Origin of the sequence: Paragemmobacter amnigenus (assembly GCF_009908265.2) — a bacterium.
GTDB classification, from domain to species: Bacteria; Pseudomonadota; Alphaproteobacteria; order Rhodobacterales; family Rhodobacteraceae; genus Paragemmobacter; species Paragemmobacter amnigenus.
The window spans coordinates 277,376-303,487 of the sequence record NZ_JAAATX020000003.1 but is presented as its reverse complement, the minus strand read 5'-3'; the positions used below and the strand labels follow the sequence as shown (position 1 = coordinate 303,487).

At 69.0% G+C, this 26,112-nt stretch carries 24 protein-coding genes and 1 tRNA gene; 18 read left to right on the top strand and 7 right to left on the bottom strand.

Annotated elements, in window-relative coordinates; all coding sequences use genetic code 11:
- The first annotated feature begins 90 nt into the window (after window positions 1-90).
- Both GU927_RS05780 and iolG read left to right on the top strand, forming a co-directional pair.
- Window positions 91-873, top strand: coding sequence for an SDR family oxidoreductase (locus GU927_RS05780; protein ID WP_161761389.1), 783 nt, complete (start codon window positions 91-93; stop codon window positions 871-873).
- Window positions 874-908: 35 nt separating this feature from the next.
- Window positions 909-1,910, top strand: a complete 1,002-nt coding sequence (gene iolG, locus GU927_RS05775; protein WP_161761388.1) for an inositol 2-dehydrogenase — start codon at window positions 909-911, stop codon at window positions 1,908-1,910.
- Between the two features lie 114 nt (window positions 1,911-2,024).
- Here iolG and GU927_RS05770 read toward each other — a convergent pair whose 3' ends face one another.
- On the bottom strand, window positions 2,025-2,666 hold the full coding sequence (locus GU927_RS05770; RefSeq protein WP_161761387.1) for a hypothetical protein: 642 nt from the start codon (window positions 2,664-2,666) through the stop codon (window positions 2,025-2,027).
- A 123-nt stretch (window positions 2,667-2,789) separates the two neighbouring features.
- On the opposite strand from GU927_RS05770, the gene argE reads away from it, so the two are divergent.
- Together argE and mnmH are read left to right on the top strand one after the other, a co-directional pair.
- A complete protein-coding gene (argE, locus tag GU927_RS05765) occupies window positions 2,790-3,944 on the top strand; it encodes an acetylornithine deacetylase (RefSeq protein WP_161761386.1) in 1,155 nt (384 codons plus the stop codon).
- Window positions 3,944-4,984 carry a tRNA 2-selenouridine(34) synthase MnmH gene (gene mnmH / locus GU927_RS05760; RefSeq protein ID WP_161761385.1) on the top strand — a complete coding sequence of 347 codons (1,041 nt, stop codon included), beginning with the start codon at window positions 3,944-3,946 and terminating at the stop codon, window positions 4,982-4,984. The genes argE and mnmH overlap by 1 nt, the downstream gene beginning before the upstream one ends.
- A gap of 206 nt (window positions 4,985-5,190) precedes the next feature.
- Here mnmH and selD read toward each other — a convergent pair whose 3' ends face one another.
- Window positions 5,191-7,374, bottom strand: a complete 2,184-nt coding sequence (gene selD, locus GU927_RS05755) for a selenide, water dikinase SelD (protein ID WP_161761384.1) — start codon at window positions 7,372-7,374, stop codon at window positions 5,191-5,193.
- Window positions 7,375-7,487: 113 nt separating this feature from the next.
- On the opposite strand from selD, the gene rpoN reads away from it, so the two are divergent.
- Complete coding sequence (gene rpoN / locus GU927_RS05750; RefSeq protein ID WP_161761383.1) at window positions 7,488-8,774, top strand: RNA polymerase factor sigma-54; 1,287 nt, start codon at window positions 7,488-7,490, stop codon at window positions 8,772-8,774.
- Here the strand turns inward: rpoN and GU927_RS05745 are convergent.
- A complete protein-coding gene (locus tag GU927_RS05745; protein WP_161761382.1) occupies window positions 8,763-9,059 on the bottom strand; it encodes a hypothetical protein in 297 nt (98 codons plus the stop codon). The two genes, rpoN and GU927_RS05745, sit on opposite strands and share 12 nt — an antisense overlap.
- A gap of 168 nt (window positions 9,060-9,227) precedes the next feature.
- Between GU927_RS05745 and GU927_RS05740 the strand changes: the two genes are divergently transcribed.
- The 12 genes from GU927_RS05740 to GU927_RS05685 all read left to right on the top strand — a co-directional run bounded on the left by GU927_RS05740 (window position 9,228) and on the right by GU927_RS05685 (window position 21,011).
- On the top strand, window positions 9,228-11,243 hold the full coding sequence (locus GU927_RS05740) for a hydantoinase/oxoprolinase family protein (protein ID WP_161761381.1): 2,016 nt from the start codon (window positions 9,228-9,230) through the stop codon (window positions 11,241-11,243).
- A 62-nt stretch (window positions 11,244-11,305) separates the two neighbouring features.
- Window positions 11,306-11,382, top strand: a tRNA-Met gene (locus tag GU927_RS05735).
- Between the two features lie 127 nt (window positions 11,383-11,509).
- Window positions 11,510-12,346, top strand: coding sequence for a PaaX family transcriptional regulator C-terminal domain-containing protein (locus GU927_RS05730; RefSeq protein WP_232489133.1), 837 nt, complete (start codon window positions 11,510-11,512; stop codon window positions 12,344-12,346).
- A gap of 168 nt (window positions 12,347-12,514) precedes the next feature.
- On the top strand, window positions 12,515-13,720 hold the full coding sequence (gene pcaF / locus GU927_RS05725) for a 3-oxoadipyl-CoA thiolase (protein WP_161761379.1): 1,206 nt from the start codon (window positions 12,515-12,517) through the stop codon (window positions 13,718-13,720).
- 14 nt (window positions 13,721-13,734) lie between these two features.
- On the top strand, window positions 13,735-14,736 hold the full coding sequence (gene paaA / locus GU927_RS05720) for a 1,2-phenylacetyl-CoA epoxidase subunit PaaA (RefSeq protein ID WP_161761378.1): 1,002 nt from the start codon (window positions 13,735-13,737) through the stop codon (window positions 14,734-14,736).
- Between the two features lie 61 nt (window positions 14,737-14,797).
- A complete protein-coding gene (gene paaB, locus GU927_RS05715; protein ID WP_161761377.1) occupies window positions 14,798-15,082 on the top strand; it encodes a 1,2-phenylacetyl-CoA epoxidase subunit PaaB in 285 nt (94 codons plus the stop codon).
- Window positions 15,082-15,846 carry a 1,2-phenylacetyl-CoA epoxidase subunit PaaC gene (paaC, locus tag GU927_RS05710; RefSeq protein WP_161761376.1) on the top strand — a complete coding sequence of 255 codons (765 nt, stop codon included), beginning with the start codon at window positions 15,082-15,084 and terminating at the stop codon, window positions 15,844-15,846. The genes paaB and paaC overlap by 1 nt, the downstream gene beginning before the upstream one ends.
- A 3-nt stretch (window positions 15,847-15,849) precedes the next feature.
- The gene (gene paaD / locus GU927_RS05705; protein ID WP_161761375.1) at window positions 15,850-16,374 is read left to right on the top strand and encodes a 1,2-phenylacetyl-CoA epoxidase subunit PaaD; all 525 of its coding nucleotides are present in this window, start codon (window positions 15,850-15,852) and stop codon (window positions 16,372-16,374) included.
- 37 nt (window positions 16,375-16,411) lie between these two features.
- Window positions 16,412-17,488, top strand: a complete 1,077-nt coding sequence (gene paaE, locus GU927_RS05700; protein ID WP_161761374.1) for a 1,2-phenylacetyl-CoA epoxidase subunit PaaE — start codon at window positions 16,412-16,414, stop codon at window positions 17,486-17,488.
- Window positions 17,481-18,251: a Phenylacetic acid catabolic protein gene (locus GU927_RS05695; RefSeq protein ID WP_232489132.1), complete on the top strand. Its 771-nt coding sequence runs from the start codon at window positions 17,481-17,483 to the stop codon at window positions 18,249-18,251. Before paaE ends, GU927_RS05695 begins: the two co-directional genes overlap by 8 nt.
- 67 nt (window positions 18,252-18,318) lie before the next feature.
- Window positions 18,319-20,397 (top strand): phenylacetic acid degradation bifunctional protein PaaZ, encoded by a 2,079-nt coding sequence (gene paaZ / locus GU927_RS05690; protein ID WP_161761373.1) that lies wholly within the window; start codon window positions 18,319-18,321, stop codon window positions 20,395-20,397.
- Window positions 20,394-21,011: a transferase hexapeptide repeat family protein gene (locus GU927_RS05685; protein WP_161761372.1), complete on the top strand. Its 618-nt coding sequence runs from the start codon at window positions 20,394-20,396 to the stop codon at window positions 21,009-21,011. Before paaZ ends, GU927_RS05685 begins: the two co-directional genes overlap by 4 nt.
- A 64-nt stretch (window positions 21,012-21,075) precedes the next feature.
- On the opposite strand, the gene GU927_RS05680 is transcribed toward GU927_RS05685, so the two are convergent.
- The 4 genes from GU927_RS05680 to paaG all read right to left on the bottom strand — a co-directional run bounded on the left by GU927_RS05680 (window position 21,076) and on the right by paaG (window position 24,345).
- Window positions 21,076-21,675, bottom strand: a complete 600-nt coding sequence (locus tag GU927_RS05680; RefSeq protein ID WP_161761371.1) for a TetR/AcrR family transcriptional regulator — start codon at window positions 21,673-21,675, stop codon at window positions 21,076-21,078.
- Between the two features lie 87 nt (window positions 21,676-21,762).
- The gene (gene paaK, locus GU927_RS05675; RefSeq protein ID WP_161761370.1) at window positions 21,763-23,073 is read right to left on the bottom strand and encodes a phenylacetate--CoA ligase PaaK; all 1,311 of its coding nucleotides are present in this window, start codon (window positions 23,071-23,073) and stop codon (window positions 21,763-21,765) included.
- Between the two features lie 31 nt (window positions 23,074-23,104).
- Window positions 23,105-23,536, bottom strand: a complete 432-nt coding sequence (gene paaI, locus GU927_RS05670) for a hydroxyphenylacetyl-CoA thioesterase PaaI (protein WP_217765545.1) — start codon at window positions 23,534-23,536, stop codon at window positions 23,105-23,107.
- Between the two features lie 14 nt (window positions 23,537-23,550).
- Window positions 23,551-24,345: a 2-(1,2-epoxy-1,2-dihydrophenyl)acetyl-CoA isomerase PaaG gene (gene paaG, locus GU927_RS05665; RefSeq protein WP_161761368.1), complete on the bottom strand. Its 795-nt coding sequence runs from the start codon at window positions 24,343-24,345 to the stop codon at window positions 23,551-23,553.
- A gap of 114 nt (window positions 24,346-24,459) precedes the next feature.
- Between paaG and paaN the strand changes: the two genes are divergently transcribed.
- Window positions 24,460-26,097: a phenylacetic acid degradation protein PaaN gene (gene paaN, locus GU927_RS05660; RefSeq protein ID WP_161761367.1), complete on the top strand. Its 1,638-nt coding sequence runs from the start codon at window positions 24,460-24,462 to the stop codon at window positions 26,095-26,097.
- The last annotated feature ends 15 nt before the right edge of the window (window positions 26,098-26,112 follow it).

Below are 26,112 nucleotides of genomic sequence, written 5' to 3'. Positions count from 1 at the left end.
AACTCGTCAGGGTGGAACATTCGGGTTGAAGCTGTTTGGAAATGGAATAGAAGTTCCGTTTGGTGGCTTGGGTGTTCCATGGGGGGAGTCATGCCGGATCATTCGCAAACCGTGGCCGTCGTGACTGGCGGGGCGCAGGGTCTGGGGCTGGAAATTGCCCGTCGGCTGGTGGCGGAGGGGTGCCGCAAGCTGGTGATTTCGGGGCGCAATGTCACCAAGGGCGAGGCGGCGGCGGAAGGCTTGCGCGCAAGCGGGGCGGATGTGCGCTTCCTGCCCGCCGACATGAAGGATGCGGGCGAGGCGGTGGAACTGGTCGAGCGGGCGCTGATGCGGTTCGGGCCGGTCAATGCGCTGGTCAATGCGGCGGCGTCCACGGTGCGGGGATCGATCCTTGATACCACGCCGGACGGGTGGGACGAGTTGATGGATACCAATGCCAAGGGGCCCTTCTTTGCGCTGCAGCGTTTCGCGCAGGCGGCGGTGGCGGCGGGGCATCCGGCATCGGCCGTGAATATCGTGACGATGAGCAGCCATTGCGGGCAGTCCTTCCTTGCCGGTTATGCGGCCAGCAAGGCGGCGCTGGCCAATATCACCAAGAACAGCGCCAATGCGCTGCGGTCGCACAGGATCCGCGTGAACGGGGTGAATGTGGGCTGGATGGACACGCCCGGCGAGGACGCGATCCAGCGGCAGTTCCACGGCGCGGGGGATGACTGGCTGGCCAAGGCCGAGGCGGCACAACCTTTCGGGATGCTGGTGAAGCCCGCGCATGTGGCGGGGCTGGTGTCCTATCTGCTGTCCGAGGAGTCCGGCGTGATGACCGGCGCGATGGTGGATTTCGACCAGAATGTGAATGGTGCCTACGGGGAGTGATCCCCTGCGGGCCGGAGAGACAAGGAGTGAGGCAAATGGCGATCAGGTTCGGGCTGCTGGGCGCGGGGCGCATCGGCAAGGTTCATGCAAAGGCGGTGACGGGCGACGCGAATGCAAGGCTGGTGGCGGTGGCGGATGCCATGCCCGCCGCGGCGCAGGCGATTGCGGACCAGTATGGCTGCGACGTGCGCACGATCGAGGCGATCGAGTCGGCCAAGGATATCGACGCGGTGGTGATCTGCACGCCGACCGATACCCATGCCGACCTGATCGAACGCTTCGTGAAGGCGGGCAAGGCGGTGTTCTGCGAAAAGCCGATCGACCTGTCGCTGGCGCGGGTGAAGCAGTGCCTCGAGGTGGTGCGGGCGCACAAAGGGACGCTGATGGTGGGTTTCAACCGCCGCTTCGACCCGCATTTCCGCGCGGTGCGGGCCGAGATCGACAAGGGCACCGTGGGCGAGGTGGAGATGGTGGTGATCACCAGCCGCGACCCCGGCGCGCCGCCGGTCGAGTATATCAAGCGGTCGGGCGGCATCTTCCGCGACATGACGATCCATGATTTCGACATGGCGCGCTTCCTACTGGGCGAAGAGATTACCGAGGTCGTGGCAACCGCCGCCGTGCTGGTCGATCCGGCCATCGGGACGGCGGGGGATTTCGATTCCGTGCAGGTGCTGCTGAAGACCGCGTCGGGCAGGCAGGCGATGATTTCGAACAGCCGCCGCGCGACCTATGGCTATGACCAGCGGATCGAGGTGCACGGGGCCAAGGGGGCGGTTTCGGCGGAAAACCAGCGCCCCGTGTCCATCGAGGTCGCCACGGGTGCGGGCTATACGCGGCCGCCGCTGCACGATTTCTTCATGACGCGCTATACCGAGGCCTATGCGGCCGAGATCGCGACCTTCATCGCGGCGCTGGGCGGCAAGGGCGCGGCGGAGCCTTCGGGTGAGGACGGGCTGATCGCGCTGGCGCTGGCCGATGCTGCGGTGAAGTCGGTGGCCGAGGGGCGTGTGGTGAAGCTGTCCGAGGTGATGTGAGGCATTGCGGGTTGGCGGGGTGAACCCCGCCCTGTGCGCCGCGCGTTTCGCGCGGCGTTTTCTTTCGGGCGTGCCGCGGTTTTCGCTGCGCAGCAAATGTTCCGGATCAGGGGGTTAGTTGGTGAGCAGGCTGTAGGTCGCGGCGGTTTCGCTGCGGTTTGTCACGGTGATGGTGACGGTCGCATTCTCGACCAGCGCGAAGGTGCAGAGCGCGCGGTCGGCGGGGGCCGTGTCGAGGCAGAGCGGCGTTTCGCCCAGCGTGACCGAGAGGTCGAGGTTCGATTTGCCGTCGCCCAGAAGCCCGACTTCGGCGCTGGTGCCGGCAAAGAAGGCGATCTGCCAGACCTGTGCTTCGCCCGCCGCGATGCCGCGCGTGCTGCGGATCACGGTGAGGGTGGGGGTGCGGGTGGTTTCCGCCATGGTGCGGGCGGCAAGGTCGGTGACGAGATCGTCTTCCTGCGCCAGTGCCTTGGCGGCGGTGAACATCACATCCGCCGTGGGATAGGTGGCGGGGACGGGTTCGCCGGCAGGCACGGGGGCGCGGTCGTCGTCGGTGGCGGTGATGCCCGCGGCAAGGCGGGCGGCGGAGAGCGTGGCGAGCGGGTCTTTCCGCGCCAGCGCGAGGTCGAAGAGCGTATGGGCGTGCAGCAGTTGCGCGACCGCGCCGCCGTCGCGCGGGCTGGGCGGGGTCTCTTCCTGCGCGGCGGCGGGCGCAGCGGCGAGGAGGAGCAGGAGGGCGGCAGGCAGGGGGCGCATGGGATTCGCTTTCGTATGTGCGGATGTGACCTTTGCATCGGGACGGGCCGATGGGGAAGGGGCGGGGGTTCCGCTTCACGCGGGTTTGCGGTTAGGTGGGGGCCGATACGGAAGGACCCCGGCATGGATGCGCGCGCGATACTGGAACGGCTGATCGCCTTTGACACGGTGAGCCATCGCCCGAACAGGGCGCTGATGGACTGGGTGGCGGGTTTGCTGGCCGGGGCCGGGGTGGAGGCGGTGCTGATCCCCGATGCGGGGGGCGGGAAGGCCAATCTTTACGCGACGGTCGGGCCTGCGGGCGCGGGTGGGGTGATGCTGTCGGGGCATACCGACGTGGTGCCGGTGGAGGGGCAGGCCTGGACGCATCCGCCCTTTGAACTGACCGAGGCGGAGGGGCGCTATTACGGGCGCGGGACGGCGGACATGAAGGGCTTTGTCGCCTGTGCCATTGCCGCCGTTCTGGACGCGGCGAAGCGGCCGTTGCGGGTGCCGCTGCATCTGGCGCTGTCCTATGACGAGGAGATCGGCTGCATGGGCGTGCGGTCGATGATCGAGATGCTGGAAGCGGCGCCGGTCCGGCCGCGGATGTGCATCGTGGGGGAACCCACGGGGATGGCGGTGGCGACTGGGCACAAGGGGAAGGTCGCGTTGCGCGCGACCTGCGTGGGGCGCGAGGGGCATTCGGCGCTGGCGCCCCTTGCGCTGAACGCGCTGCATCTGGCGGCGGATTTCGTGGGGGTGCTGCGCGGCGTTCAGGCGCGGGTGGCGGCAGAGGGGCTGCGGGATGGGGATTATGACGTGCCCTATACGACGTTGCATGTGGGCAAGATGTCGGGCGGGGTGCAGGTGAACATCGTGCCCAACGGCGCGGTGGCGGATTGGGAGATCCGGTCGCTGGCGGGCGAGGATGTGGCGGGGCTGATCGAGGAGGTCCGCGCGGGTTGCGAGGCGGTTGTCGCGCCGCTGCGGGCGGAATTCCCCGAGGCGGAGATCCGGATCGAGCGGTTGTGGGATTATCCCGGGCTGGGCACGCCGTCGGATGCGGATGTGGTGAATTTCGTGAAGGGGCTGACGGGGGCGAATGGCACGATCAAGGTGGCCTTCGGCACGGAAGGGGGTCTGTTCGATGCGCGGCTGGGGGTGCCCACGGTGATCTGCGGGCCGGGGTCTATGGCGCAGGGGCACAAGCCGGACGAGTTCGTCACGGTCGAGCAGATGGCGCGGTGCGAGGCGATGCTGGCGGCGCTGGTCGCGCGCTGCGAGGCGGGGTTCTGATGGCGGTGGTACTCAATTCGCTGGCGGATGTGCTGGCGCTGGATTTCGACGATATCATCGACGTGCGCGCGCCTGCCGAATGGGCCGAGGATCATGTGCCCGGCGCGATATCCCTGCCCGTTCTGGATGACGAGGAACGGGCGCGGGTGGGCACGATCTACAAGCAGGTCAGCCCCTTTTCGGCGCGCAAGATCGGGGCGGCGCTGGTGGCCAAGAACGCGGCGCGGCATCTGGAGGGGCCCTTGGCCGACAAGCCCGGCGGGTGGCGGCCCTTGGTCTATTGCTGGCGCGGGGGGCAGCGGTCGGGGAGTTTCGCGTCGATCCTGAGCCAGATCGGCTGGCGGGTGGAGGTGGTCGCGGGCGGCTACAAGACCTGGCGGCGGCTGGTGGTGGATGCGCTCTACAACCAGCCCTTCGCGCATCGGCTGGTCGTGCTGGACGGGAATACGGGGTCGGCCAAGACCGAGGTGCTGAACCTTTTGCCCGCGCGGGGGGTGCAGGTCATCGATCTGGAGGGGCTGGCGAACCATCGCGGGTCGCTCTTCGGGTCGATGGGCGAACAGCCGAGCCAGAAGGCCTTTGAAGGGCGGCTGGCGCTGGCGCTGGCGCGGCTTGATCCGGCGCGGCCGGTGGTGGTGGAGGCGGAGAGCGCCAAGGTCGGCGATTGCCGCCTGCCGCCCAAGCTGTGGCGGGCGATGGTGGCCGCGCCCCGCGTGGCGATCGCGGCCCCGCGGGCGGCACGGGCGGGGTATCTGGTGCGGGCCTATGCCGATCTGGTGGCGGATGTGGCGCGGCTGGATGCGGTCGTGGCGCAGCTTGCGCTGGCCCATCCGCGCGAGCGGATCGCGGAGTGGCGCGCGATGGCCGCGGCGGGGGAGTTCGCCGCGCTGGCCGACGGGTTGATGGAGCACCATTACGACCCGCGCTATGGCAAGCACCGCGCGCGGATGGAGGTGCCCTTTACCGAGGTGGCGGTCGAGGGGCTGGACGATCTGGGCGCGCTGGCCGACCGGATCGCGGGGCTGGTTTCCGGTCAGTGAAGCGGAGCGCCGCGCAGGCGCGGCGCGTTTCTTTCGTCTCGCCTGCGCGGCGGATTGCCGCTTGGCTCGGCGGCGGGGGTTTCACACCCCCGCGCCCCCGTGGGATATTTCGGAACAGGTGAAGGAGCGGGCTTTGTCGCGCCCTGATTTCATCCGTTCCCAAATATCCCGGGGGTGCGGGGGCTGGCCCCCGCTGGCGGCGGGGATCAGCGCGCGGTCAGGTGCGGGGGGCCTGCGGTGACGTGGCCGATGATCGTGGCGGGTTCGCCCGTGGCATGGAGGGCGGCGAGGGTCTTTTCGGCCTGATCTGCGGGGATCGCGGCCAGAAGGGGGCCTGCGGTCTGGGGGTCGAAGAGGAGGGCCGCGCGCGGGGTGGCGGGGGCGGTGAGGCGCCAGTCCACCGCGGCGCGGTTGGCGGGGGCGATGGAGGAGGCGATGCCCATGCGCGCCAGAGCCTCGGCCCCCGGGAGGAGGGGGAGGGCGGAAAGGTCGAGGGTGGCGGCGCAGCCGGAGGCTTCGAGCATTTCGAGCAGGTGGCCTGCGAGGCCGAAGCCCGTGACATCCGTCATGGCCGTGGCGTGGCGGGCGAGGAGGCGGGCGGCGTTGCCCTGCGGGCGGGACATGCTGGCATAGGCGGCGGCGACGTGGTCGCCGAGCAGCCCTTCGGGCGGGCGGGCAAGTGCCATGTCGGCGGCCATGATCGTGCCGGAGCCGAGCGGTTTGGTCAGGATCAGGGCGTCGCCCGCGCGGGCGCCCGCCTTGGTGATGGCGCGGTCGGTCAGGCCGGTGAGGGTGAAGCCGATGGTGAGTTCGGCGCCCATGGTGGTGTGGCCGCCCACGATATCGGCCCCTTCGGCGCGGAAGATGGCGGCGGCTTCCTCCATGATCTCGGCCAGCATGTCGGATTGCAGGGCGGGCGAGAGGCGGGGGAGGGTGATCTGGGCCAGAGCCGCCTGCGGGGCGGCGCCCATGGCCCAGATGTCGCCCAGCGCGTGGATGGCGGTGATGCGGGACATGAGGCGCGGGTCGGCGCAGGTGGCGCGCAGGTGGTCGGTGGTGATGACCTGCAGGCCCTGACCGTGGCACAGGATGGCGGCGTCGTCGCCCGCGCCTGCGATGACATCGGGTCGGGCGGGGCGGGTGAGGGTGCCCAGCGCCTGTGACAGGGCGGCGGGGCCGACCTTGGCACCGCAGCCGCCGCAGAGGGGTTTGGTGCCCAGCGCCTCGGCCAGTCCGGTGGGGGCGGGGGAGGGGAGGGGGCGGGGCATGGCGGGGTAGTCTTCGAACTTCGCCATGAACTTGCGGTCGATCCGGTCCTTCAGCCGCCAGAGCCATGCACCGCCGGAGCGGAGGCCGAACTTGTCGGCCACGGCTTCGCGCCGGCCCAGCGAGACGAGTTTGAGGTAGTCGCGCTGGGGGTGGAAGGGTTGCAGGGGGCGGCCGGTGGCGGCGGCGCGCAGGTTGTGCAGCAGGACCGGCGCGGCGCGGACGGCGTAGACGCCGGCCTTGGGGCGGGGGGCGTGGGTGAGGTGGGCGCAGTCGCCCGCGGCGAAGATGGCGGGGTCGGAGGTTTGCAGCGCTTCGGTGACGGCGAGGAAGCCGTCATGGAGCGCGAGACCGGTTTCCGCGAGCCATGTCTGCGGGCGGGTGCCGGCGGTGGAGAGGGTGAAGTCGGAGGGCAGGGTGGTGCCGTCGGAGAGGGTGATGTCGGTCGCGCCGATCGCTGTCGCCGTGGTGCCGGTGAGCAGGCGGATGCCGTCGCGGGCGAGGCGGTCCAGCAGGGTGGCGCGGGCGCGGGGGCCGATATTGGGCAGGGCTTCGGGGGCAAGGTCGAGCAGCGTGACCTGCGGGTCGCGTCCCGTGGCGCGCAGGCGGTGGGCCGAGGCGAGGGCGAGTTCCACCCCGCCGATGCCTGCGCCGATGATGGTGATGCGGGGCGCTTGCGGGGCGGTGGCGAGGAAGCTCTCCCACCGGCGGGCATAGTCGCCCAGCGGTTTCGCCGCCGTGGCGTGGGCGGAGAAGCCCGCGATGTCGGGAAGGCCCGAGCCGATGCCGATGTCGATGGAGGCGAGGTCGTAGCGCAGGGGCGGGCGCTGCGCGAGGTGGATGCGTTTCGCGGCCGGATCGAGGCCGGTGGCGCAGTCGAGGATTACGCGGGCCCCTGCGAAACGGGCGAGGCGGACGAGGTCGATCATGATCTCGTCCTGCCGGTAATGCCCTGCGATCAGGCCGGGGAGCATGCCGGTATAGGGGGCGGCGGGGGCGGGGTTGATGACGGTCAGGCGGATGCCGGGCAGCGGGTCCATCGCCCACATACGCAGGACGAGGGCGTGGGCGTGGCCGCCGCCGACGAGGACGATGTCCTGCACGAGGGGAAGGGGGTCTTGCATGGCCTGCGTCTGTCCTGTTTCCGCGCCGGACACTAGGCGCTGGCGCGGGGAATGGCGAGGGGGCGGGATGTCGCCTGTTGCGTCGGTGGCGGCAGCGGGCCTAGGGTCCGGCCATGCCGTCGCGCCAGAGGATCAATGTCACCACCACGCAGCGTCTGAACCTGACGCTGGCCTTGCAGGCGTCGATCCGCGTGCTGAAGGCGGATGCGGTGGGGCTGACGCGCTATCTGGAGGAGCAGGCGGCGGAGAATCCGGCGCTGCAACTGGGGCCGCCGCCTGTGGGGGATTGGCTGCCGCGCTGGGACGGGGTGCTGCGCGACGGGGGCGTGGCGGAACGGGTGGCGGGCGCGGGGCCGAGCCTGATGGCGCATCTGGCCGAGCGGATCGCGGCGCTGCGGCTGGCGCCTGCCGAGGCGCGGATCGCGGAGCGGTTGGTCGAGGGGCTGGAGCCGTCGGGCTGGCTGGGGGTGACGGTGGCGGCGGTGGCGGCCGAGGCGGGGGCGACGGAGGCGGCGGTCGCGGCGGTGCTGGCACGGTTGCAGCGGCTGGAACCTGCGGGGCTGTTCGCGCGGTCGCTGGCAGAGTGTCTGCGGCTTCAGGCCGAGGCGGAGGGGATCGCGGGGCCGGTGATGCTGGGCGTGATCGGGGATCTGGCGGCGGTGGCGGCGGGCGAGACGGGGCGGATCGCGCGGCGGCTTGGCGTGGCCGAGGCGGAGGTTGAGGAGGCGGTGCGGCAGTTGCGCGGACTGGACCCCAAGCCCGGGGCGCAGTTCGATGCCTTTGCCGCCCCCGTGCGCGAGCCGGACCTGATCGCGCGGCCGGGCGAGACGGGGTGGATGGTGTCGCTGAACCGGTCGGCGCTGCCGTCGCTGTCGGTGCGCGCGGGGCGGGGCGAGGGGCAGGGGGCGGCGCGGGCGCTGATCCGGCTGGTGGAGGCGCGGAATTCGACCCTGCTGGAGGTGGGGCGCGAGGTGCTGCGGCGGCAGGAGGCGGTGCTGGCAGGGGGCATGGCGCGGCTGGTGCCGATGACGATGGCGTCGGTGGCCGAGGCGGTGGGCCTGCACCAGAGCACGGTCAGCCGGATCGTGGCGGGCACGAGCGTGGACACGCCGCATGGCACGCTGTGGCTGCGGGCGCTGTTTTCGGGGGCGGTGGGCGAGGAGGGGCCGTCGGCGGCGGCATTGCGGGCGCGGCTGGCGGCGATGGTGGCGCGCGAGGACAGGGCGCGGCCCTTGTCGGACGAGGCGCTGGTCGCGGCGCTTGGGGCCGAGGGTGTGGTGGTGGCGCGGCGCACGGTGGCGAAATACCGCGCGATGCTGGGGATTCCGCCCGCCCACAGGCGGCGGTCGCGCGGTCCGGCGCGCGAGGGGGCGGGGGCGCGGGGCCGGTCAGCCCTGTGAGCGGCGGATCGCGGCGAGGCGGCGGTTGCGCTGCTCGGTCGCGGCGCGGGTCTTGCGGCGGAGGATGCGGACCGCCAGCGCGGGCAGGCCGAGAAGGATCATCAGGAGCAGGGCCGAGCCGAGCAGCGCCGCCGCGATGGACAGGCCGAATTCGGTGCGCAGGAAACTGCCCGTGAGCGCCAGCAGGAGGGGCACGGCCACTACGAGCGGGATGATCCGCAGCGGACCGCGCAGGAGGGCGGCAAGGGCCAGACAGGCAAGGGCGATCAGGGCCGGGATGGACATGGGGAACCGGAACACTTGTTACAGGCCGAAGTCTGGCGTGAAACCGCGCGGCAATCCAGCGGAAAGGCGGCGGGCGGCGGCGGGCGACGCGCAAACGTCGCCTTCGGGGCTGATCTTTTCGCCGTGGCGCATTAGGTGCGGGGCAGGAAACAGCGACGGGCGCGGGTGATGGCGTATTTTCTGGGTGTGGACACCGGCGGGACCTATACCGATGCGGTGATCGTGGACGAGGCCGCGACGCGGGTGATCGGCAGCGCCAAGTCGCTGACCACGCGGGGCGATCTGGCGCTGGGCGTGGGGCGGGCGGTGGATGCCGCGCTGGCGCAGGCGGGGGTTGCGCCGCGCGAGGTGTCGCTGGTGTCGCTGTCGACCACGCTGGCCACCAATGCGCTGGTCGAAGGGCAGGGGGGCCGCGTGGCGCTGGTCTTCATCGGATTTTCCGAGGCGGATCTGGAGCGGGGCGGGCTGGTCGAGGCGCTGAAGGGCGATCCGGTGATCCGGCTGGCGGGCGGGCATAGCCATGCGGGCACCGAGGTGGCGGCGCTGGACCTTGCGCGGCTGGAGGCCGAGGTGGCGGCGCTGGGCGATCAGGTGATGGGTTTCGCGGTGGCGGCGAGTTTTGCCACGCGCAATCCCGCGCATGAGGTGGCGGCGCGCGATCTGATCCGGCGGGTGACGGGGCGGCCGGTGACCTGTTCGCACGAGCTATCAGCCAATCTGAACGGGCCGAAACGGGCGTTGACGGCGGTCCTGAACGCGCGGCTGATCGGGATGATCGACCGGCTGGTCGCGGCCTGTGAACGGCATCTGGCCGCGGTGGGGATCGACGCGCCGCTGATGGTGGTGCGCGGGGATGGCGCGCTGATTTCCGCCGCGATGGTGCGCGAGCGGCCGATCGAGACGATCCTGAGCGGGCCTGCGGCAAGTATCGTGGGGGCGCGCTGGCTGACGGGCGAGAAGGACGCGCTGGTGTCGGACATCGGGGGGACGACGACGGATGTCGCGCTCTTGCGCGACGGTTTGCCCGAGATCGACCCGCTGGGCGCGCGGGTGGGCGGGTTCCGCACCATGGTCGAGGCGGTGGCGATGCGGACCACGGGCCTTGGCGGCGACAGCGAGGTGCATCTGGTCACCGAGGGGCTGGAGGGCGGGTTGCGGCTGGGTCCGCGGCGGCTGGTGCCGGTGTCTCTCTTGGCGGCGGATCATGGCGGCAAGCATGCGGCGATGGTGCATGCGGCGCTGGACCGCTGGCTGTCGGCCGATGCGGTGGGCGAACATGACGGGCGTTTCGTCATCCCGATGGGCGGCAATGCGGGCGGGCTTGGCCCGCGCGACCGGGCGGTGCTGGAGCGGGTGACGGAGCCGATGCCGGTGGGGGCGGCGCTGACATCGCGTCTCGAGGTGGCGGCGCTGGAGCGGCTGGTGGCGCGGGGGCTGGTGATGGTGGCGGGCGTCACGCCATCGGATGCGAGCCATGTTCTGGGGCGGCTGTCCGCATGGGACGGGCTGGCTGCGGAAAAGGCGGTGCGGCTGCTGGCGCGGCGGCGCAACGGGCGGGGTGAGCGGTTCGCGCCGGATGCCGAGACGCTGGCGCAGGCGATCGTGGACCAGTTGACGCGGCAGACGGTGGATTGCCTGCTGGAGGCCGCCTTTGCCGAGGATGGCGGTTTCGCGGGCGAGGTGCCCGAGGCGCTGGCGCGGCATCCGCTGGTGGCGGCGGGGCTGTCGGGGCATCGCGGGATCGTGGAGATCACGGCGCGGCTGGGCGTGCCGGTGATCGGTCTGGGGGCAAGCGCGCCGTCCTATTACGGGGCGGTGGGCGAACGGCTGGGCTGCCGCATGGTGCTGCCCGAGCATGCGGGCGTGGCCAATGCCATCGGCGCGGTGGTGGGTCAGGTCAGCCAGAGGGTGACGGGGACCGTGACCTCGCCCGCCGAGGGGCGGTTCGTGGTGCATCTGGCGGGGGGCGTCAGCACCTTTGCCGACCGCGACGCGGCGCTGGCGGCGCTGGAGGCCGCGCTGGTGGCCGAGGCGGACGCGCGGGCCCGCGCGGCAGGGGCCGAGGAGGTGCAGGTCCGCGTGGCGCGCGACATCCGCGAGGCCGAGGTGGAGGGGCGCGCCATGTTCATCGAGGCCACGGTCAGCGCCACGGCTTCGGGGCGGCCGAGGGTGGCGCATTCCTGATCACGATCGCTGCTTATCGTGTCTTGACGCCATCGGGGGGAGTCTGTAGGCAGCGCGCCAGTGGCTAGGTAGCTCAGTTGGTTAGAGCATGCGACTCATAATCGCAGGGTCGGGGGTTCGAGTCCCCCCCTCGCCACCATCTTCCTTCATCTGACGGTTTGACGCGCTCGGGACCGGGGCGGTCTGTTGCGCGCGGTCGTGAGGGGTGACAGGTTTCGCGGCTTGCGCTAATGGCCTTGCTTCGCCGGTGGCGCAGGGGATGGGACTTGGTCGGACAATCGCCTTCGTGGAGGGATGAGACGCTGCGCGAGCTGCGGCTGAATGCGGCTGCGTTCATCGTCACGATCTATGGCGATGTGGTGGTGCCGCGCGGGGGGATCCTGTGGACCGGCACGCTGATCGCGCTTTGCGCCGAGGTGGGGATCAACGAGTCGCTGGTCCGGACCGCCGTGTCGCGGCTGGTCGCGGCCGAGCAGCTGGCTGGCGAGCGGATCGGGCGGCGCAGCTATTACCGGTTGCGGCAAAGCGCGCAGGCGGCCTTTCTGGAAGCGGCGGACCTGCTTTACGGGACCGACCGTCCGGCACAGGGCTGGCAGATCATCCATGATGCGACGCTGCGGCCGGACGAGGCGCGGCGGCGGCGGATCGGGCATATGGGCGGGCCGGTGTTCATCCGTCCCGACCGTGGCCAGCCCGCGCCCGAGGGGGCGACGGTGTTCCATGCCGGGCGGGTCAGTTCGGCGGGGTCTGTCGCGGGGTTCTGGGACCTGCGCGCCTTGCAGGAGGGGTATGAGCGGTTCCTGTCGCTGTTCCGCGGGGTGGATGCGCGCGGGATGGGCGATGCCGAGGCTTTGGTGGCGCGGCTGCTTCTGGTCCATGCCTATCGTTTCGTGCTGCTGCGCGACCCGCGCCTGCCCGAGGAGCATCTGCCGCCGGACTGGAACGGGGCCGAGGCGCGGGCGCTGTTCCGGCGGCTTTACGAGGCGCTGACGCCCGCCGCGCATCGCCATGTGGCGGCCTGTTGCGAGGGGGTGGACGGTCTGCTGCCCGCCGAAACGGCAGCGACCGAGGCGCGGCGCGCGGGGCTTCTGGGGAATTCCTGACGGAGTAAGTCTCTGACTGAATTTGAGTATTTCCGCACGGCACAAAACATCACAGAAGAATCAAAATTCCCACTTTTCGTGTGATGTTTCGCGGTGTATAAGATTGACCGAGCGGTCGGCGAATAGGGAATCGCCGGTCTCCATCCACGGACAGAGCGAGGGGGAAGGATGCGCGACGCCTTCATATGCGATGCGGTCAGGACGCCGGTGGGGCGCTATGGCGGGGCCTTGGCGCAGGTGCGGGCCGACGATCTGGCGGCGGAACCGCTGAAGGCGCTGATGGCGCGCAATCCGGGTGTGGATTGGTCGGCGGTCGACGATCTGATCTATGGCTGCGCCAATCAGGCGGGCGAGGACAACCGAAACGTGGGCCGTATGGCGGTGCTGCTGGCGGGGATGCCCGTGGGCGTGCCGGGCACGACGGTCAACCGGCTGTGCGGGTCGGGGATGGATGCGGTCGGGCTGGCGGCGCGGTCGATCAAGGCCGGTGACTGCGATTTCGTCATCGCGGGCGGGGTGGAAAGCATGAGCCGCGCCCCCTTTGTCATGCCCAAGGCGGAAAGCGCCTTTTCGCGGGCCAATGCGGTCTATGACACGACGATCGGCTGGCGTTTCGTGAACCCGAAGATGAAGGCGGCCTTCGGCGTCGATTCCATGCCGCAGACGGCGGATAACGTGGCGGCGGATTTCGGCATCAGCCGCGCGGATCAGGATGCCTTTGCCGCACGCTCGCAGGCGCGCTGGGCCGCGGCGCAGGCGGCGGGGCTGTTCCGCGACGAGATCGCGGCGGTGACCATCCCGCAGAAGAAGGGCGACGCGCTGGTCGTGGATACGGACGAGCATCCGCGCCCCGGCACGACGGTCGAGCAGCTGGCGAAGCTGAAGGGTGTGAACGGGCCGGAGCTTTCGGTCACGGCGGGCAATGCCTCGGGCGTGAATGACGGGGCGGCGGCGCTGGCGATCCTGTCGGAACAGGCGGCGGCGGCGCAGGGGCTGATCCCGCGCGCGCGGATCGTGGCCATGGCGGCGGCGGGTGTGGAGCCGCGGATCATGGGGATCGGGCCTGCTCCGGCGGCCAAGAAGGTGCTGGCGCGGGCGGGGCTGACCATCGGGCAGATGGATGTGATCGAGCTGAACGAGGCCTTCGCCTCGCAGGCGCTGGCCACGCTGCGCGATCTGGGGCTGCCGGATGACGCGCCGCATGTGAACCCGAACGGGGGGGCCATCGCGCTTGGCCATCCGCTGGGCATGTCGGGGGCGCGTCTGGTCACCACGGCCATGTACCAGCTGCACCGCACGGGCGGGCGCTATGCGCTGTGCACCATGTGCATCGGCGTGGGGCAGGGCATCGCCATCATCATCGAGAAAGTCTGAGGGAGGATCGATCCATGTATGCACAGCTGGTGAAGGCCGAGGGCGCCAAGTCCCGCGAGGAGATGTCCGAGCAGGAGCGTGCCTTTCAGGACCGTATCGACCGTGGCGAGAAGATCGAGCCGAAGGAATGGATGCCCGAGGGCTATCGCAAGACGCTGATCCGCCAGATCGGGCAGCACGCCCATTCGGAAATCGTGGGGCAATTGCCCGAGGGCAACTGGATCACCCGCGCGCCGACGCTGGAGCGCAAGGCGATCCTGCTGGCCAAGGTGCAGGACGAGGCGGGGCATGGCCTTTACCTCTATTCCGCCGCCGAGACGCTGGGCGTCAGCCGCGACGAGCTGCTGGAGCTGCTGCACAACGGCAAGATGAAGTATTCCTCGATCTTCAACTATCCCACGCTGAACTGGGCCGATATCGGCACCGTGGGCTGGCTGGTCGATGGTGCGGCCATCATGAACCAGGTGCAGTTGCAGAAGACGTCCTACGGGCCCTACAGCCGCGCGATGATCCGCATCTGCAAGGAGGAAAGCTTCCACCAGCGGCAGGGCTACGACATACTTCTGAAGATGTGCCTGCAGGGGACGGCCGAGCAGAAGGAGATGGCACAGGATGCCATGAACCGCTTCTGGTATCCCGCGCTGATGATGTTCGGGCCGTCTGACAAGGACAGCGTCCATTCCGCGCAGTCGATGCAGTGGAAGATCAAGATCAACACCAATGACGAGCTGCGGCAGAAATTCGTCGACCAGACGGTGCCGCAGGCGGAATATCTTGGCCTGACGATCCCCGATGCGAACCTGAAGTGGAACGAGGAGAAGGGCGGCTACGATTTCAGCGAGCCGGACTGGGACGAGTTCTTCGAGGTGATCAACGGCAACGGCCCCTGCAATGCCGAGCGCATGGAGGCGCGTGTCACCGCATGGGAGGACGGCGCGTGGTTCCGCGACGGGCTGATGGCCCATGCGAAGAAGCAGGAAGCCCGCCGCGCCAGCGCGCGCATGGCGGCCGAGTGAAACACCGGGCGGGCCGCCGCGCCCGCCCTTTCCCTTTGACCCGAGACGGGAGGAAATACCGATGTCCAGCGAATGGCCCCTGTGGGAAGTCTTCATCCGCGGCCAGCATGGCCTGAACCACCGCCATGTCGGCAGCCTGCACGCGCCGGATGCCGAAATGGCGATCTGCAATGCGCGCGACGTCTATACCCGCCGCAACGAGGGCGTGTCGATCTGGGTCGTGAAGTCGAATGACATCACCGCCTCGGCCCCGTCGGAAAAGGGCCCGCTGTTCGAGCCGTCGAATTCCAAGGTCTACCGTCACCCGACCTTCTTCGACATCCCCGCCGAAGTGGGGCATATGTGATGTCGGGCGTGGAGCAGAAGGCGCTGTTCGACTGGCTGTGCCGGATGGGCGACAACTGCCTGATCCTTGGCCATCGCGTGTCGGAATGGTGCGGGCACAGCCCCGTGCTGGAAGAGGATATCGCGCTGGCGAACACGGCGCTGGACCTGATCGGGCAGACGCAGCTGTGGCTGGGTCTGGCGGGCGAGGTCGAGGGGGCGGGGCGCGATGCGGACCGTCTGGCCTATCACCGTGACGCGGCGCAATTCCGCAACGTGCTGCTGGTGGAGCGGCCGAACGGCGATTTCGGCAATACGCTGATGCGGCAGTTCCTGTTCGACGCATGGCATATGGAGATGCTGCGCGCGTTGCAGGGATCGAGCGATGCGCGGGTGGCCGAGATCGCGGCGAAGGCGGCGAAAGAGGTGGCCTACCATCTGGAACGGTCGGCCGATCTGGTGATCCGTCTGGGCGACGGGACCGAGGAAAGCCACCGCCGGATGCAGAAGGCGCTGGACCTGCTCTGGCCCTATACGGGCGAGCTGTTCATGGGCGATGCGGTCGATCAGGCCGTGGCGGCGGCGGGGATCGCCCCCGATCCGGCCAGCCTGAAGGCGGGCTGGACCACGCTGGTGGCCGAGGTGATGGCCGAGGCGACGCTGACGGTTCCGACCGCGCCCTTCCAGCACAAGGGCGGCAAGGCGGGGCGGCATACCGAGGCGCTGGGCTTCATCCTTGCCGACATGCAGTTCCTGCAGCGCGCCTATCCGGGCGGTGTGTGGTAAGCCATGGACGGGGTGGTGCGTCCCGATCCGGACACGGTGTGGCACTGGCTGAGCCTTGTGCCCGATCCGGAGATTCCGGTGATCAGCCTGACCGATCTGGGCATCGTCCGCGATGTCGCATGGCAGGATGACACGCTGGTCGTGACGGTGACGCCCACCTATTCGGGCTGCCCCGCGACAGGGGTGATCAATCTGGACATCGAGACCGCCCTGCGCGCGCGGGGGGTGGCGAAGGTCCGGCTGGAGCGCCGTCTGTCGCCGCCATGGACCACCGACTGGATCAGCGCCGAGGGGCGCGCGAAGCTGCGCGCCTATGGCATCGCGCCCCCCGTGGACGGCACCGCCGCCGACGGGCGGCTGGCGGGGCGCATCTCGCGGCTGGCGGGGACGTCCAATCTGGTGATCGCCTGCCCGCGCTGCGGATCGGCGGCAACCGAAAAGGTGAGCCAGTTCGGATCGACCCCCTGCAAGGCCAGCTACCGCTGCACCGACTGTCTGGAACCCTTCGACTATTTCAAATGCATCTGAGGATGCGCCCGATGGACAGAATATCCGGGAGGAACCCATGTCTCGCTTTCATCCGCTGAAGGTCACCGAGGTCCGCCGCGAAACCCGCGACGCCGTGGTGGTGACGCTGGCCCCGCGCGAGGAGGACCGCGCGCTGTTCGATTTCATGCAGGGCCAGTACCTGACCTTCCGCCGCGCCTTTGACGGCGAGGAGTTGCGCCGGTCCTATTCGATCTGCGCGGGCCGGCACGAGGGCGTGCTGAAGGTCGGGATCAAGCGGGTGGAGGGCGGGGCCTTTTCCACCTGGGCGAACGAGAACCTTGCGCCCGGCGACGAGATCGAGGCGATGCCGCCGATGGGCAAGTTCTTCACCCCCGTCGATCCGGCGGCCGAGAAGCATTACCTTGGCTTTGCGGGCGGGTCGGGGATCACGCCGGTGCTGTCGATCATCAAGACCGTTCTGGCGGACGAGCCTGCCTCGCGCTTCACGCTGGTCTATGCCAACCGCGCGGTGGGCACGATCATGTTCCGCGAGGAGCTGGAGGATCTGAAGAATACCTATCTGGGCCGGTTTTCGGTCATCCATGTGCTGGAGACCGAGGCGCAGGAGATCGACCTGTTCACGGGGCGGGTGGATGCGGCGAAGATGAAGGCGCTGTTTGCGGGCTGGATCGATCCCAAGTCGGTGGATACCGCCTTTATCTGCGGGCCCGAGCCGATGATGCTGGCCATTGCCGCGAGCTTGCGCGAGCACGGGCTGTCCGAGGGGCAGATCAAGTTCGAGCTGTTTGCAAGTGGCCAGCCCGGGCGGGCCAAGGCCAAGCCGGTGTCGAAGGCCGATCTGGCGGCGGGCGATGCCACCACGGCGACGGTGACGCTGGACGGGACGACCCGCAGCTTTGCCATGCCGCGTCAGGGGCAGAGCATCCTTGATGCCGTGATCGGCAATGCGCTGGACGCGCCCTATTCCTGCAAGGCGGGCGTCTGTTCGACCTGCCGCTGCAAGGTGATCGAGGGCGAGGTGGAGATGCTGACCAACCACGCGCTGGAGGATTACGAGGTGCGCGCGGGCTATGTCCTGTCCTGCCAGAGCTTCCCGCTGACCGACAAGGTTGTGGTGACCTTCGATGAGTGAGGGGGCCTTGGCCGGAGCGATGGATATCGAGGATTATCTGGCGCAGGGGGGCGTCCTGACCTCGCCCGCCAATGTGCCGGCGCGCTATCGGGGCGAGCTGTTGCGGCTGATGGCGTCCTTTGTGGACAGCGAGCTGGCGGCATCGGCGGGGTTTGCGGCGTCGATCAATTTCGCGCCGGGGATCAAGGAGCGGATCGCGGCCAGCCGGATCACGCTGGAGAAGGCCGATCACGCGGAACGCGTGCTGGCCGTGATGGCCGAGTTCGGCACGGATACGGCGCGCTACCAGCGCCAGCATGACTGGGCCGCGCGTGTGGCCCGCGATGCCGATCTGGGCGCGGTGCGGACGGGCGGGGACATGCGCCTGTCGGTGTTCCATTACCCGATCGACGGCTGGGCCGATGCGGTGGTGATGAACGTGCTGATGGGGCTGGCGACGGGTGTGCAGATGACCGAGCTGACGCGGCTGTCCTATGCGCCGCTGGCCGAGGTTTTCCGCGGGATCGCCCCGCGCGAGGCGCGCCATGCCGCGCTGGGTGTCGAGGGGCTGGAGCGTCTGGTCGCGGATCAGGCGGGGCGTGCCGCGGCGGTGGCGGCCGTGGCCTATTGGCGGCCCCGCGTCGCCGCGACCTTCGGGGTTGCGGGATCGGCGCGGCACGGGATGCTGGCCCGCTTCGGCCTGCGCCATGCCACCAATGCGGAATTGCTGGCGCGGTGGCAGGCCATGGTGGCCGAAACGCTGGGTCCTGCCGGACTGAACTGAGATCACGGGGCGGGGCGCGGTCGTGCCCCGCCTGTCACTTGCGCGAACGAATCCAAGGATGATGCCCATGACCACCCCGGCCCGCACCCCGCGCCGTCTGGAAAGCTTTGTCTCCGGCCGCTGGACGCCCGGCGCCCGCGACGGCCAGCCGCTTTGCGATGCTGCCACCGGTCAGGTGGTGGCAACGATCGATTCGACCGGCGTCGATTTTGCCGGTGCGCTGGCCTACGGGCGCGAGGTGGGGGGGACGCGGCTGCGCGCCATGTCCTTCCATGACCGTGCGGGGATGCTGAAGGCGCTGGGCCTGCGCCTGATGGAGATGAAGGAAGAGTTCTACGCCGAGAGCCTGCATACGGGCGCGACGCGGGCGGATGGCTGGATCGACATCGAGGGGGGCATCGGCACGATGCTGACCTTCGCGTCCAAGGCGCGGCGGGAATTGCCCAATACGCGCGTGCTGACCGATGGCGAGGTGGAGGTGCTGTCCAAGGACGGGTCCTTCGTGGCGCAGCATGTCTTCTCGCCCCTGCAAGGGGTGGCGGTGCATATCAACGCCTTCAACTTTCCGGTCTGGGGGATGCTGGAGAAGATCGCGCCCACGCTGATCGCGGGGGTGCCCTGTATCGTGAAACCCGCCAGCCAGACGGCCTATCTGACCGAACTGGTGGTGCGGCGGATCGTGGAGACCGGCATCCTGCCCGAGGGGGCGCTGCAACTGGTGTCGGGGTCGGTGGGGGATCTGCTGGACCATGTGACGGGACAGGATGCGGTGACCTTCACGGGGTCGGCATGGACAGGGCGGAAGCTGAAATCGCATCCGGCGGTGGTGGAGAATTCCACCCGTTTCACGATGGAGGCGGACAGTCTGAACGCGTCGGTCCTTGGCCCCGATGCGGTGGCGGGGACGGCGGAGTTCGATCTGTTCGTGCGCGAGGTCGCGCGCGAGATGACGGCGAAGGCGGGGCAGAAATGCACCGCGATCCGGCGGGTCTTTGTCCCCCGCGCGCAGGTGCAGGCGGTGGTCGCCGCGCTGGGCGAGCGGCTGGGCAAGGTGCCGCTGGGCCTGCCGGGGGACGAGGCGGTGCGGATGGGTCCGCTGGCGAGCCTTGACCAGCGTGACGAGGTGCGGGCGCGCATCCGCGAGTTGCAGGCCGATGCCGAGATTGTGGCGGGCGATCCCGATGCGGTGCGCGTCGTGTCGGGCGATGCGGCGGCGGGGGCCTTCCTGAACCCCGTGCTGATGTATTGCGACCGGCCTTTCGCGGCGGGTGCGGTGCATGACGTGGAAGCCTTCGGTCCGGTGTCGACCGTGATGCCCTATGACGATGTCGAGGAGGCGGTGGTGCTGGCCGCGAAGGGCAAGGGATCGCTGGTGGCGTCGGTCTTTACGGACGATCCGGCGGTGGCGGCGGCCGTGGTGACGGGGCTTGCGCCGCATCACGGGCGGGTGCTGTTGGGCAATCGCGAGACGGCGAAGTCGTCCACCGGCCACGGGTCGCCCCTTGCGCCGCTGGTGCATGGCGGGCCGGGCCGTGCGGGCGGCGGCGAGGAGATGGGGGGCATGCGCGGGGTGAAGCATTACATGCAGCGCACCGCCGTGCAGGGCAGCCCGCGCCTGCTGTCTGCGGTGACGGGGCGGTGGATCGAGGGGGCCGCGGCGCAGGGGGGTGTGCATCCCTTCCGCAAGTCGCTGGCCGAGTTGCGGATCGGGGACCAGCTGGTGACCGCCACGCGGCAGGTGACCGAGGCCGATGTGGAGCATTTCGCCCATTTCACAGGCGATACCTTCTATGCCCATATGGACAGTGCGGCGGCCAAGGCCAACCCGTTCTTCGACGACCGCGTGGCGCATGGCTATCTGATCGCCTCTTTCGCGGCGGGGCTGTTCGTGGACCCCGCGCCGGGTCCGGTGCTGGCGAATTACGGCGTCGACAACCTGCGCTTCCTGACGCCGGTCTATTTCGGGGACAGTCTGCAGGTGCGGCTGACCTGCAAGGAGATCAACCCGCGCGCCAATGCCGAGCATGGCGAGGTGCGCTGGGATTGCCAGGTGACCAAGCAGACGGGCGCGGTCGTGGCGCAATATGACGTGCTGACCATGGTGGCAAAGGTCTGGCCGCCGGCGGCGGCGGTGGCGGCGGAATGAGCCGCATCTATGCGTGGGATGGCATCGTGCCGGTGGTCGATCCGCGGGCCTTTGTCCATCCCGACGCGGTGGTGATCGGGGACGTGATCATCGGGCCTGCCTGTTACGTCGGCCCCGGTGCGGTTCTGCGCGGGGATTTCGGGCGGATCGTGATGGAGACGGGGTCGAACCTTCAGGAGACCTGCGTGGTCCATGCCTTTCCGGGCCGTGACGTGGTGATCGCGGAGGCGGGGCATGTGGGCCACGGCGCGGTGCTGCATGGCTGCCGGATCGGGCGCAATGCCATGGTCGGCATGAATGCCGTGGTGATGGACGAGGCGGTGGTGGGCGAGGACAGCATCATCGGCGCGCTGGCCTTCGTGAAGGCGGGGGCGGTGATCCCCGCCGGTTCGCTGGCCGTAGGATCGCCCGCGCGGGTGCTGCGGGAACTGTCGGCGGAGGAGATCGCGTGGAAATCGCGGGGCACGGCGGTCTACCAGCGGCTGGCGCTGGAGGCGCGGGGGAAGCTGCGCGCGGTGGAGCCGCTGGCGGCGGTGGAGCCGGACCGCAGGCGGGCGGTCGCGCCGGATTATGATCCCAAGGTGCTGGCGGGGCTGGCGCGGTCCGACGGGTGAGGGTTTGGCGGGTGAGGGTTTGGCGGTCCTGTCCGGGCCGCGCCCATTGGCCGCCGTGCCGCCGTCACCTGACCGCCTTGATCCCTTCGAGGATCAGGGTCGTTGCCACATCGGCGTAATCCTCGCGGCTGATGCGGCCACCGTCGCGGAACCACATGTAGACCCAGTTCATCATGCCGAAGAGCGACATGGTGACGGGCATCAGCAGCGGGCGGTCCTTCGTGTTCAGGTCGGGGTTGATCTGGTCGAGCACGGCAGAGAAGCGGCGCACGATGCGGCGTTCCATCGCCGTGATCTCGGCCTTCTGATCGTCGGACAGCGCGGCGGTGGCGTTGAGCTGGACCTTGTGCTGGTTGTCGGCACCGCGGTAGTTTTCCAGCACCGTGCCGACCAGCTTGCGAAGCCGCTTTTCGGGTGGCAGGTCGGGGTCGTCGGCGGCTTCGATGGCCGCGTCGAGTTCGTCCAGATGGCTCATGATGATCGCGAAGATCAGCGCGTCCTTGCTGGGGTAGTAGTGGTAGAGCAGCGCCTTGGACACCTGCGCCACGGTCGCGATCTGGGACATGGAGGCCTTCTCCATCCCCTGATCGGCAAAGACCTGTGCGGCGTGGTCGAGGATGACGCGCTGCTTTTCTTCGAAATCTGCTGCCCGTGTCCGAGCCATGGCATTCTTCCCGTTGGGTGCCCCGCGAAAAGGGGGCATTGCTGCCCCCTTTAGCGCAAACAGGCGAATTTGTCACCGACCGGACGGTCAGCCTTTGGGGCGGTTGTCCACCACCCGCTTCGCCTTGCCTTCGGAACGGGCAATCGCGTTCGGATCGGTCACGTTGATGCGCGTCGAGACGCCCACGATGGCCTTGATGTGATGGGCGAGTTCCTTGGCCGATTTCGCGCGGGCATCGGCATCGACCCTGTCGGGGGCGGCTTCGACATGGACGGTCATGTTGTCCATCCGCCCCTCGCGCGTGAGTTCGATCTGGAAATGCGGGGCAAGGCCGCGGCATTTCAGGATCTGCTCCTCGATCTGGGTCGGGAAGACGTTGACGCCGCGCAGGATCATCATGTCATCGCTGCGCCCCGTGATCTTTTCGATCCGGCGCATGGAGCGTGCCGTGCCGGGCAGGAGGCGGGTCAGGTCGCGGGTGCGGTAGCGCACCATCGGCAGACCTTCCTTGGTCAGCGTGGTGAAGACGAGTTCGCCCATCTCGCCATCCGGCAGCGGCTCGCCCGTCACGGGGTCGATGATTTCGGGGTAGAAGTGGTCTTCCCAGATGTGCAGCCCGTCCTTGGTCTCCACGCATTCCTGCGCGACGCCGGGGCCCATGATCTCGGACAGGCCATAGATGTCGACGGCGTGCATGTCGAAGGCCTCTTCGATTTCCTGCCGCATGGCGTTGGTCCAGGGTTCGGCCCCGAAGATGCCTACCTTCAGCGAGGATTGCCGCGGGTCCAGCCCCTGACGGCGGAATTCGTCGAGGATCGACAGCATGTAGGAGGGGGTGACCATGATGATCTGCGGCTGGAAGTCGCTGATGAGCGTCACCTGACGTTCGGTCTGGCCGCCCGAGATCGGCACGACCGTGCAGCCCAGACGTTCCGCGCCGTAATGCGCGCCAAGCCCGCCGGTGAAGAGGCCGTAGCCGTAGGCGTTGTGCAGCATGTCGCCCGGACGGCCGCCCGCCGCGCGGATGGAGCGCGCGATCAGGTTGGCCCAGACGTCGATGTCACCCGCCGTATATCCCACCACGGTCGGCTTGCCCGTGGTGCCCGAGGAACCGTGCACGCGCACCAGTTTGTTGCGCGGGACGGCGAACATGCCGAAGGGATAGGTGTCGCGCAGGTCCTGCTTCGTGGTGAAGGGGAATTTGGCGATGTCCTTGAGCGATTTCAGCTCTTCGGGGTGGACGTCCGCCTCGATGAAGCGGTTGCGGTAGAAGGGCGAGTTTTCGTAGGCGTGCTTCAGCGACCGCTTCATGCGGTGGAATTGCAGCGCCTCGATCTCGTCGCGCGAGGCGATCTCGATCGGGTCGAGATCCTGCTTGCGGGGGGTAAGGTCTTCCACGGTGTTCCTCCCTGAGAATACGGTAGACCGGTCAGCCTTCGACCGGAAGATGGGTGCCCTTGACGGTGCGCGAATGGCCGCGGAATTCGGCGATATGCGTGCCGTCCTGATTGGTGACGCGGACGTCGTAGACGCCCGACCGGCCCTGCCGCGCGCATTCGGTGGCGGTGGCGGTCAGCCGGTCGCCGATGCGGCCCGGCGCGAGATAGGTGATCGAGGCGTGCTGGCCCACGGTGCGCTGGTTGTAGCCGTTGCAGGCGAAGGCGAAGGCGCTGTCGGCGAGCGTGAAGATATAGCCGCCGTGGCAGGTGCCGTGGCCGTTCGACATGGCGGGCGTCACGGTCATGGTCAGCGTCGCCGCGCCCGGGGCGATGTGGTCGAGGGTCATGCCGAGGCGCTGGCTGGTGGAATCGCCATCCCAGAGCGCGCGGGCCGAGGCTTCGGCCAGTTCCTGCGGGGTCATGTCGGAGACGGGTTTCATTTGCCGGTGAACCTTGCGGGGCGCTTTTCGAGGAAGGCGGTGACGCCTTCGGCATAGTCGGCGCTGCGGCCGGCGAGGCGTTGCAGGTCGCGTTCCATGTCGAGCTGTTCGTCGAGGCTGTTGCCTGCGGCGGACTGGATCAGCCGCTTGGTCAGCCCGAGGCCCAGCGTGGGACCGGCGGCGAGCGAGGTGGCAAGGGCCGTCGCCTCAGCCAACAGGTCGGCGTCGTCGACGGCTTTCCAGATCAGGCCCCAGTCGGCGGCGCGCTCGGCGGGCAGCGGTTCTGCGGTCATGGCCAGCGCCTTGGCGCGGGGTTCGCCGAGGATGCGGGTAAGCGACCAGCTGCCGCCCGCGTCGGGGATGAGGCCGATCTTCGCGAAGGCCTGGATGAATTTCGCGGATTTCGCGGCAAGGACGATGTCGCAGGCCAGTGCGATATTCGCGCCCGCGCCTGCCGCCACGCCGTTCACGGCGCAGATCACCGGCTTTTCCAAAGTGCGAATCAGGCGCAGCGTCGGGTTATAGAATCGCTCCAGCGTCGCGCCGAGATCGGGGGCAGGGCCGCCCTTGCGGGGGTCGCGGTCGCCAAGGTCCTGTCCGGCGCAGAAACCACGTCCCGCACCGGTCAGCAGGACGGCGCGGATCGCGTCCTCCTCATGCGCGCGGGTGAGTTGGGCGCGCAGGGCGAGATGCATTTCCTCGTTAAAGGAATTGAGCTTTTCCGGACGGTTCAGCGTCAGGCGCAGGACGCCAGACTCGAGGCTGGCAAGCACGGTTTCGGATGTGGTCATGGTCTTCTCCCCCGCCCGCCTTGCTGCGGACGCCTTGAAAAAACTCTTGCATAAACCGACCGGCCGGTCAATGATAAACCTGCCGAGCCGGAGTGGTCTGGCGGGAGGATTATCATGTCGGGTTTCTTTGACCTGCATCGGCCGACGCTCGAGTCGGCCGTCAAGGCCCTGTTTTGCCGTGAATACTGGACGCCTTATCCCGAGGTGCCCAGCGGCAGGATCTATGGCGAGACGGCCAAGGCCGAAGGCGAGGCGGATTTCGCCGCGCTGTGCGGCGGGGTCTTCGACCTGTCGGGCCATCCGGCGGAAGGGCAGGCGGGGGCGGAGGTATCGCCCTTCGGTTCCGTGCTGGGCATCCGATATCCTGTGGCTGCGCCCGACGCGCTGATCGCGGCGGCGGTGGCGGCGGCGCCCGCTCTGGCGGGGGCGACGGTCGAGGCGCGGGTGGGCGTCTGTCTGGAGGCGCTGGCGCGGCTGAACCGGATGAGTTTCACCATCGCAAATGCGACGATGCACACCACGGGGCAGGCCTTTGCCATGGCCTTTCAGGCGGGCGGGCCGCATGCACAGGACCGCGGGCTGGAGGCTGTCGCCGCCGCCTATGCCGAGATGACGCGCTTTGCCGATCATGCGCGCTGGGAAAAGCCGCAGGGCAAGGCCGCGCCCTTGGTGATGGAAAAGCGCTGGACCCTGCGCCCTGCGGGGATCGCGCTGACCATCGGCTGCAACACCTTTCCGACGTGGAATTCCTATCCGGGGCTGTTTGCAAGCCTTGCGACGGGCAATCCGGTGATCGTGAAGCCCCATCCGCGGGCGATCCTGCCGCTGGCGCTGACGGTGCGGGTGCTGCGTGAGGTGCTGGCCGAGGCGGGCCTGCCTGCCGATGCAGTGCTGCTGGCCGTGGACGAGCCGGGCGCCGAGGTGACCAAGGCGCTGGCGGTGCGGGTCGAGGTGAAGCTGATCGACTACACGGGATCGCAGGCCTTTGGCGACTGGCTGCGCGGGCATGCGCGGCAGGCGCAGCTGTTCACCGAGGAGACGGGTGTCAATTCCGTGGTGATCGCCGCGACGGATGATCTGGACGGGATGTGCGCCAATCTGGCCTTCGCGCTGTCGCTCTATTCGGGGCAGATGTGCACCTCGCCGCAGAACATCTATGTGCCGGCGGGCGGGATCGACACGGACAAGGGGCATCTGGGCTTTGACGCTGTGGCGGCGGCGCTGGTCGCGGCCATCGACGGGCTGCTGGCCGATCCGGTGCGGGCGGCGGGCATCTGCGGGGCGATCGCCAATCCGGCCACGCGGGCGCGGGTGGAGGCGGTCGCTGCGGGCCGCGTCCTGCGCGCGGGTGCCGCGACGGGCGGGGCGGGGCCGCTGGTCCTTGCGGTCGAGGCCGATGATCCGGTCGCACGCGAGGAATGTTTCGGCCCCGTGGCCTTTGTCATCGCCTGTGCCGATGCCGATGCAGGCATCCGGAGCGCGGCCGATCTGGCCGCCGAGAAGGGTGCCATCACGGCGGCGCTTTACGACACCGATGCCGCGCGCATTTCGCGGGCCGAGGCGGCCTTTGCGGCGGCGGGGGTGAACCTGTCGGTCAACCTGACGGGCAACATCTTCGTCAACCAGTCGGCCGCTTTCAGCGATTTTCACGTCACGGGAGCCAATCCCGCGGGCAATGCCAGCCTGACCGACACCGCCTTTGTCGCCACCCGTTTCCGCCGCGTGATGTCGCGGCGGCCGGTGGCGGCCTGACATCCCCTTTTTTCC

Excerpts from the sequence above, each read along its gene's own strand:
- GU927_RS05780 (WP_161761389.1), top strand. The coding sequence starts at position 91 with ATGCCGGATCATTCGCAAACCGTGGCCGTCGTGACTGGCGGGGCGCAG.
- iolG (WP_161761388.1), top strand. The coding sequence starts at position 909 with ATGGCGATCAGGTTCGGGCTGCTGGGCGCGGGGCGCATCGGCAAGGTT.
- GU927_RS05770 (WP_161761387.1), bottom strand. The coding sequence starts at position 2,666 with ATGCGCCCCCTGCCTGCCGCCCTCCTGCTCCTCCTCGCCGCTGCGCCC.
- argE (WP_161761386.1), top strand. The coding sequence starts at position 2,790 with ATGGATGCGCGCGCGATACTGGAACGGCTGATCGCCTTTGACACGGTG.
- mnmH (WP_161761385.1), top strand. The coding sequence starts at position 3,944 with ATGGCGGTGGTACTCAATTCGCTGGCGGATGTGCTGGCGCTGGATTTC.
- selD (WP_161761384.1), bottom strand. The coding sequence starts at position 7,374 with ATGCAAGACCCCCTTCCCCTCGTGCAGGACATCGTCCTCGTCGGCGGC.
- rpoN (WP_161761383.1), top strand. The coding sequence starts at position 7,488 with ATGCCGTCGCGCCAGAGGATCAATGTCACCACCACGCAGCGTCTGAAC.
- GU927_RS05745 (WP_161761382.1), bottom strand. The coding sequence starts at position 9,059 with ATGTCCATCCCGGCCCTGATCGCCCTTGCCTGTCTGGCCCTTGCCGCC.
- GU927_RS05740 (WP_161761381.1), top strand. The coding sequence starts at position 9,228 with ATGGCGTATTTTCTGGGTGTGGACACCGGCGGGACCTATACCGATGCG.
- pcaF (WP_161761379.1), top strand. The coding sequence starts at position 12,515 with ATGCGCGACGCCTTCATATGCGATGCGGTCAGGACGCCGGTGGGGCGC.
- paaA (WP_161761378.1), top strand. The coding sequence starts at position 13,735 with ATGTATGCACAGCTGGTGAAGGCCGAGGGCGCCAAGTCCCGCGAGGAG.
- paaB (WP_161761377.1), top strand. The coding sequence starts at position 14,798 with ATGTCCAGCGAATGGCCCCTGTGGGAAGTCTTCATCCGCGGCCAGCAT.
- paaC (WP_161761376.1), top strand. The coding sequence starts at position 15,082 with ATGTCGGGCGTGGAGCAGAAGGCGCTGTTCGACTGGCTGTGCCGGATG.
- paaD (WP_161761375.1), top strand. The coding sequence starts at position 15,850 with ATGGACGGGGTGGTGCGTCCCGATCCGGACACGGTGTGGCACTGGCTG.
- paaE (WP_161761374.1), top strand. The coding sequence starts at position 16,412 with ATGTCTCGCTTTCATCCGCTGAAGGTCACCGAGGTCCGCCGCGAAACC.
- GU927_RS05695 (WP_232489132.1), top strand. The coding sequence starts at position 17,481 with ATGAGTGAGGGGGCCTTGGCCGGAGCGATGGATATCGAGGATTATCTG.
- paaZ (WP_161761373.1), top strand. The coding sequence starts at position 18,319 with ATGACCACCCCGGCCCGCACCCCGCGCCGTCTGGAAAGCTTTGTCTCC.
- GU927_RS05685 (WP_161761372.1), top strand. The coding sequence starts at position 20,394 with ATGAGCCGCATCTATGCGTGGGATGGCATCGTGCCGGTGGTCGATCCG.
- GU927_RS05680 (WP_161761371.1), bottom strand. The coding sequence starts at position 21,675 with ATGGCTCGGACACGGGCAGCAGATTTCGAAGAAAAGCAGCGCGTCATC.
- paaI (WP_217765545.1), bottom strand. The coding sequence starts at position 23,536 with ATGACCCCGCAGGAACTGGCCGAAGCCTCGGCCCGCGCGCTCTGGGAT.
- paaG (WP_161761368.1), bottom strand. The coding sequence starts at position 24,345 with ATGACCACATCCGAAACCGTGCTTGCCAGCCTCGAGTCTGGCGTCCTG.
- paaN (WP_161761367.1), top strand. The coding sequence starts at position 24,460 with ATGTCGGGTTTCTTTGACCTGCATCGGCCGACGCTCGAGTCGGCCGTC.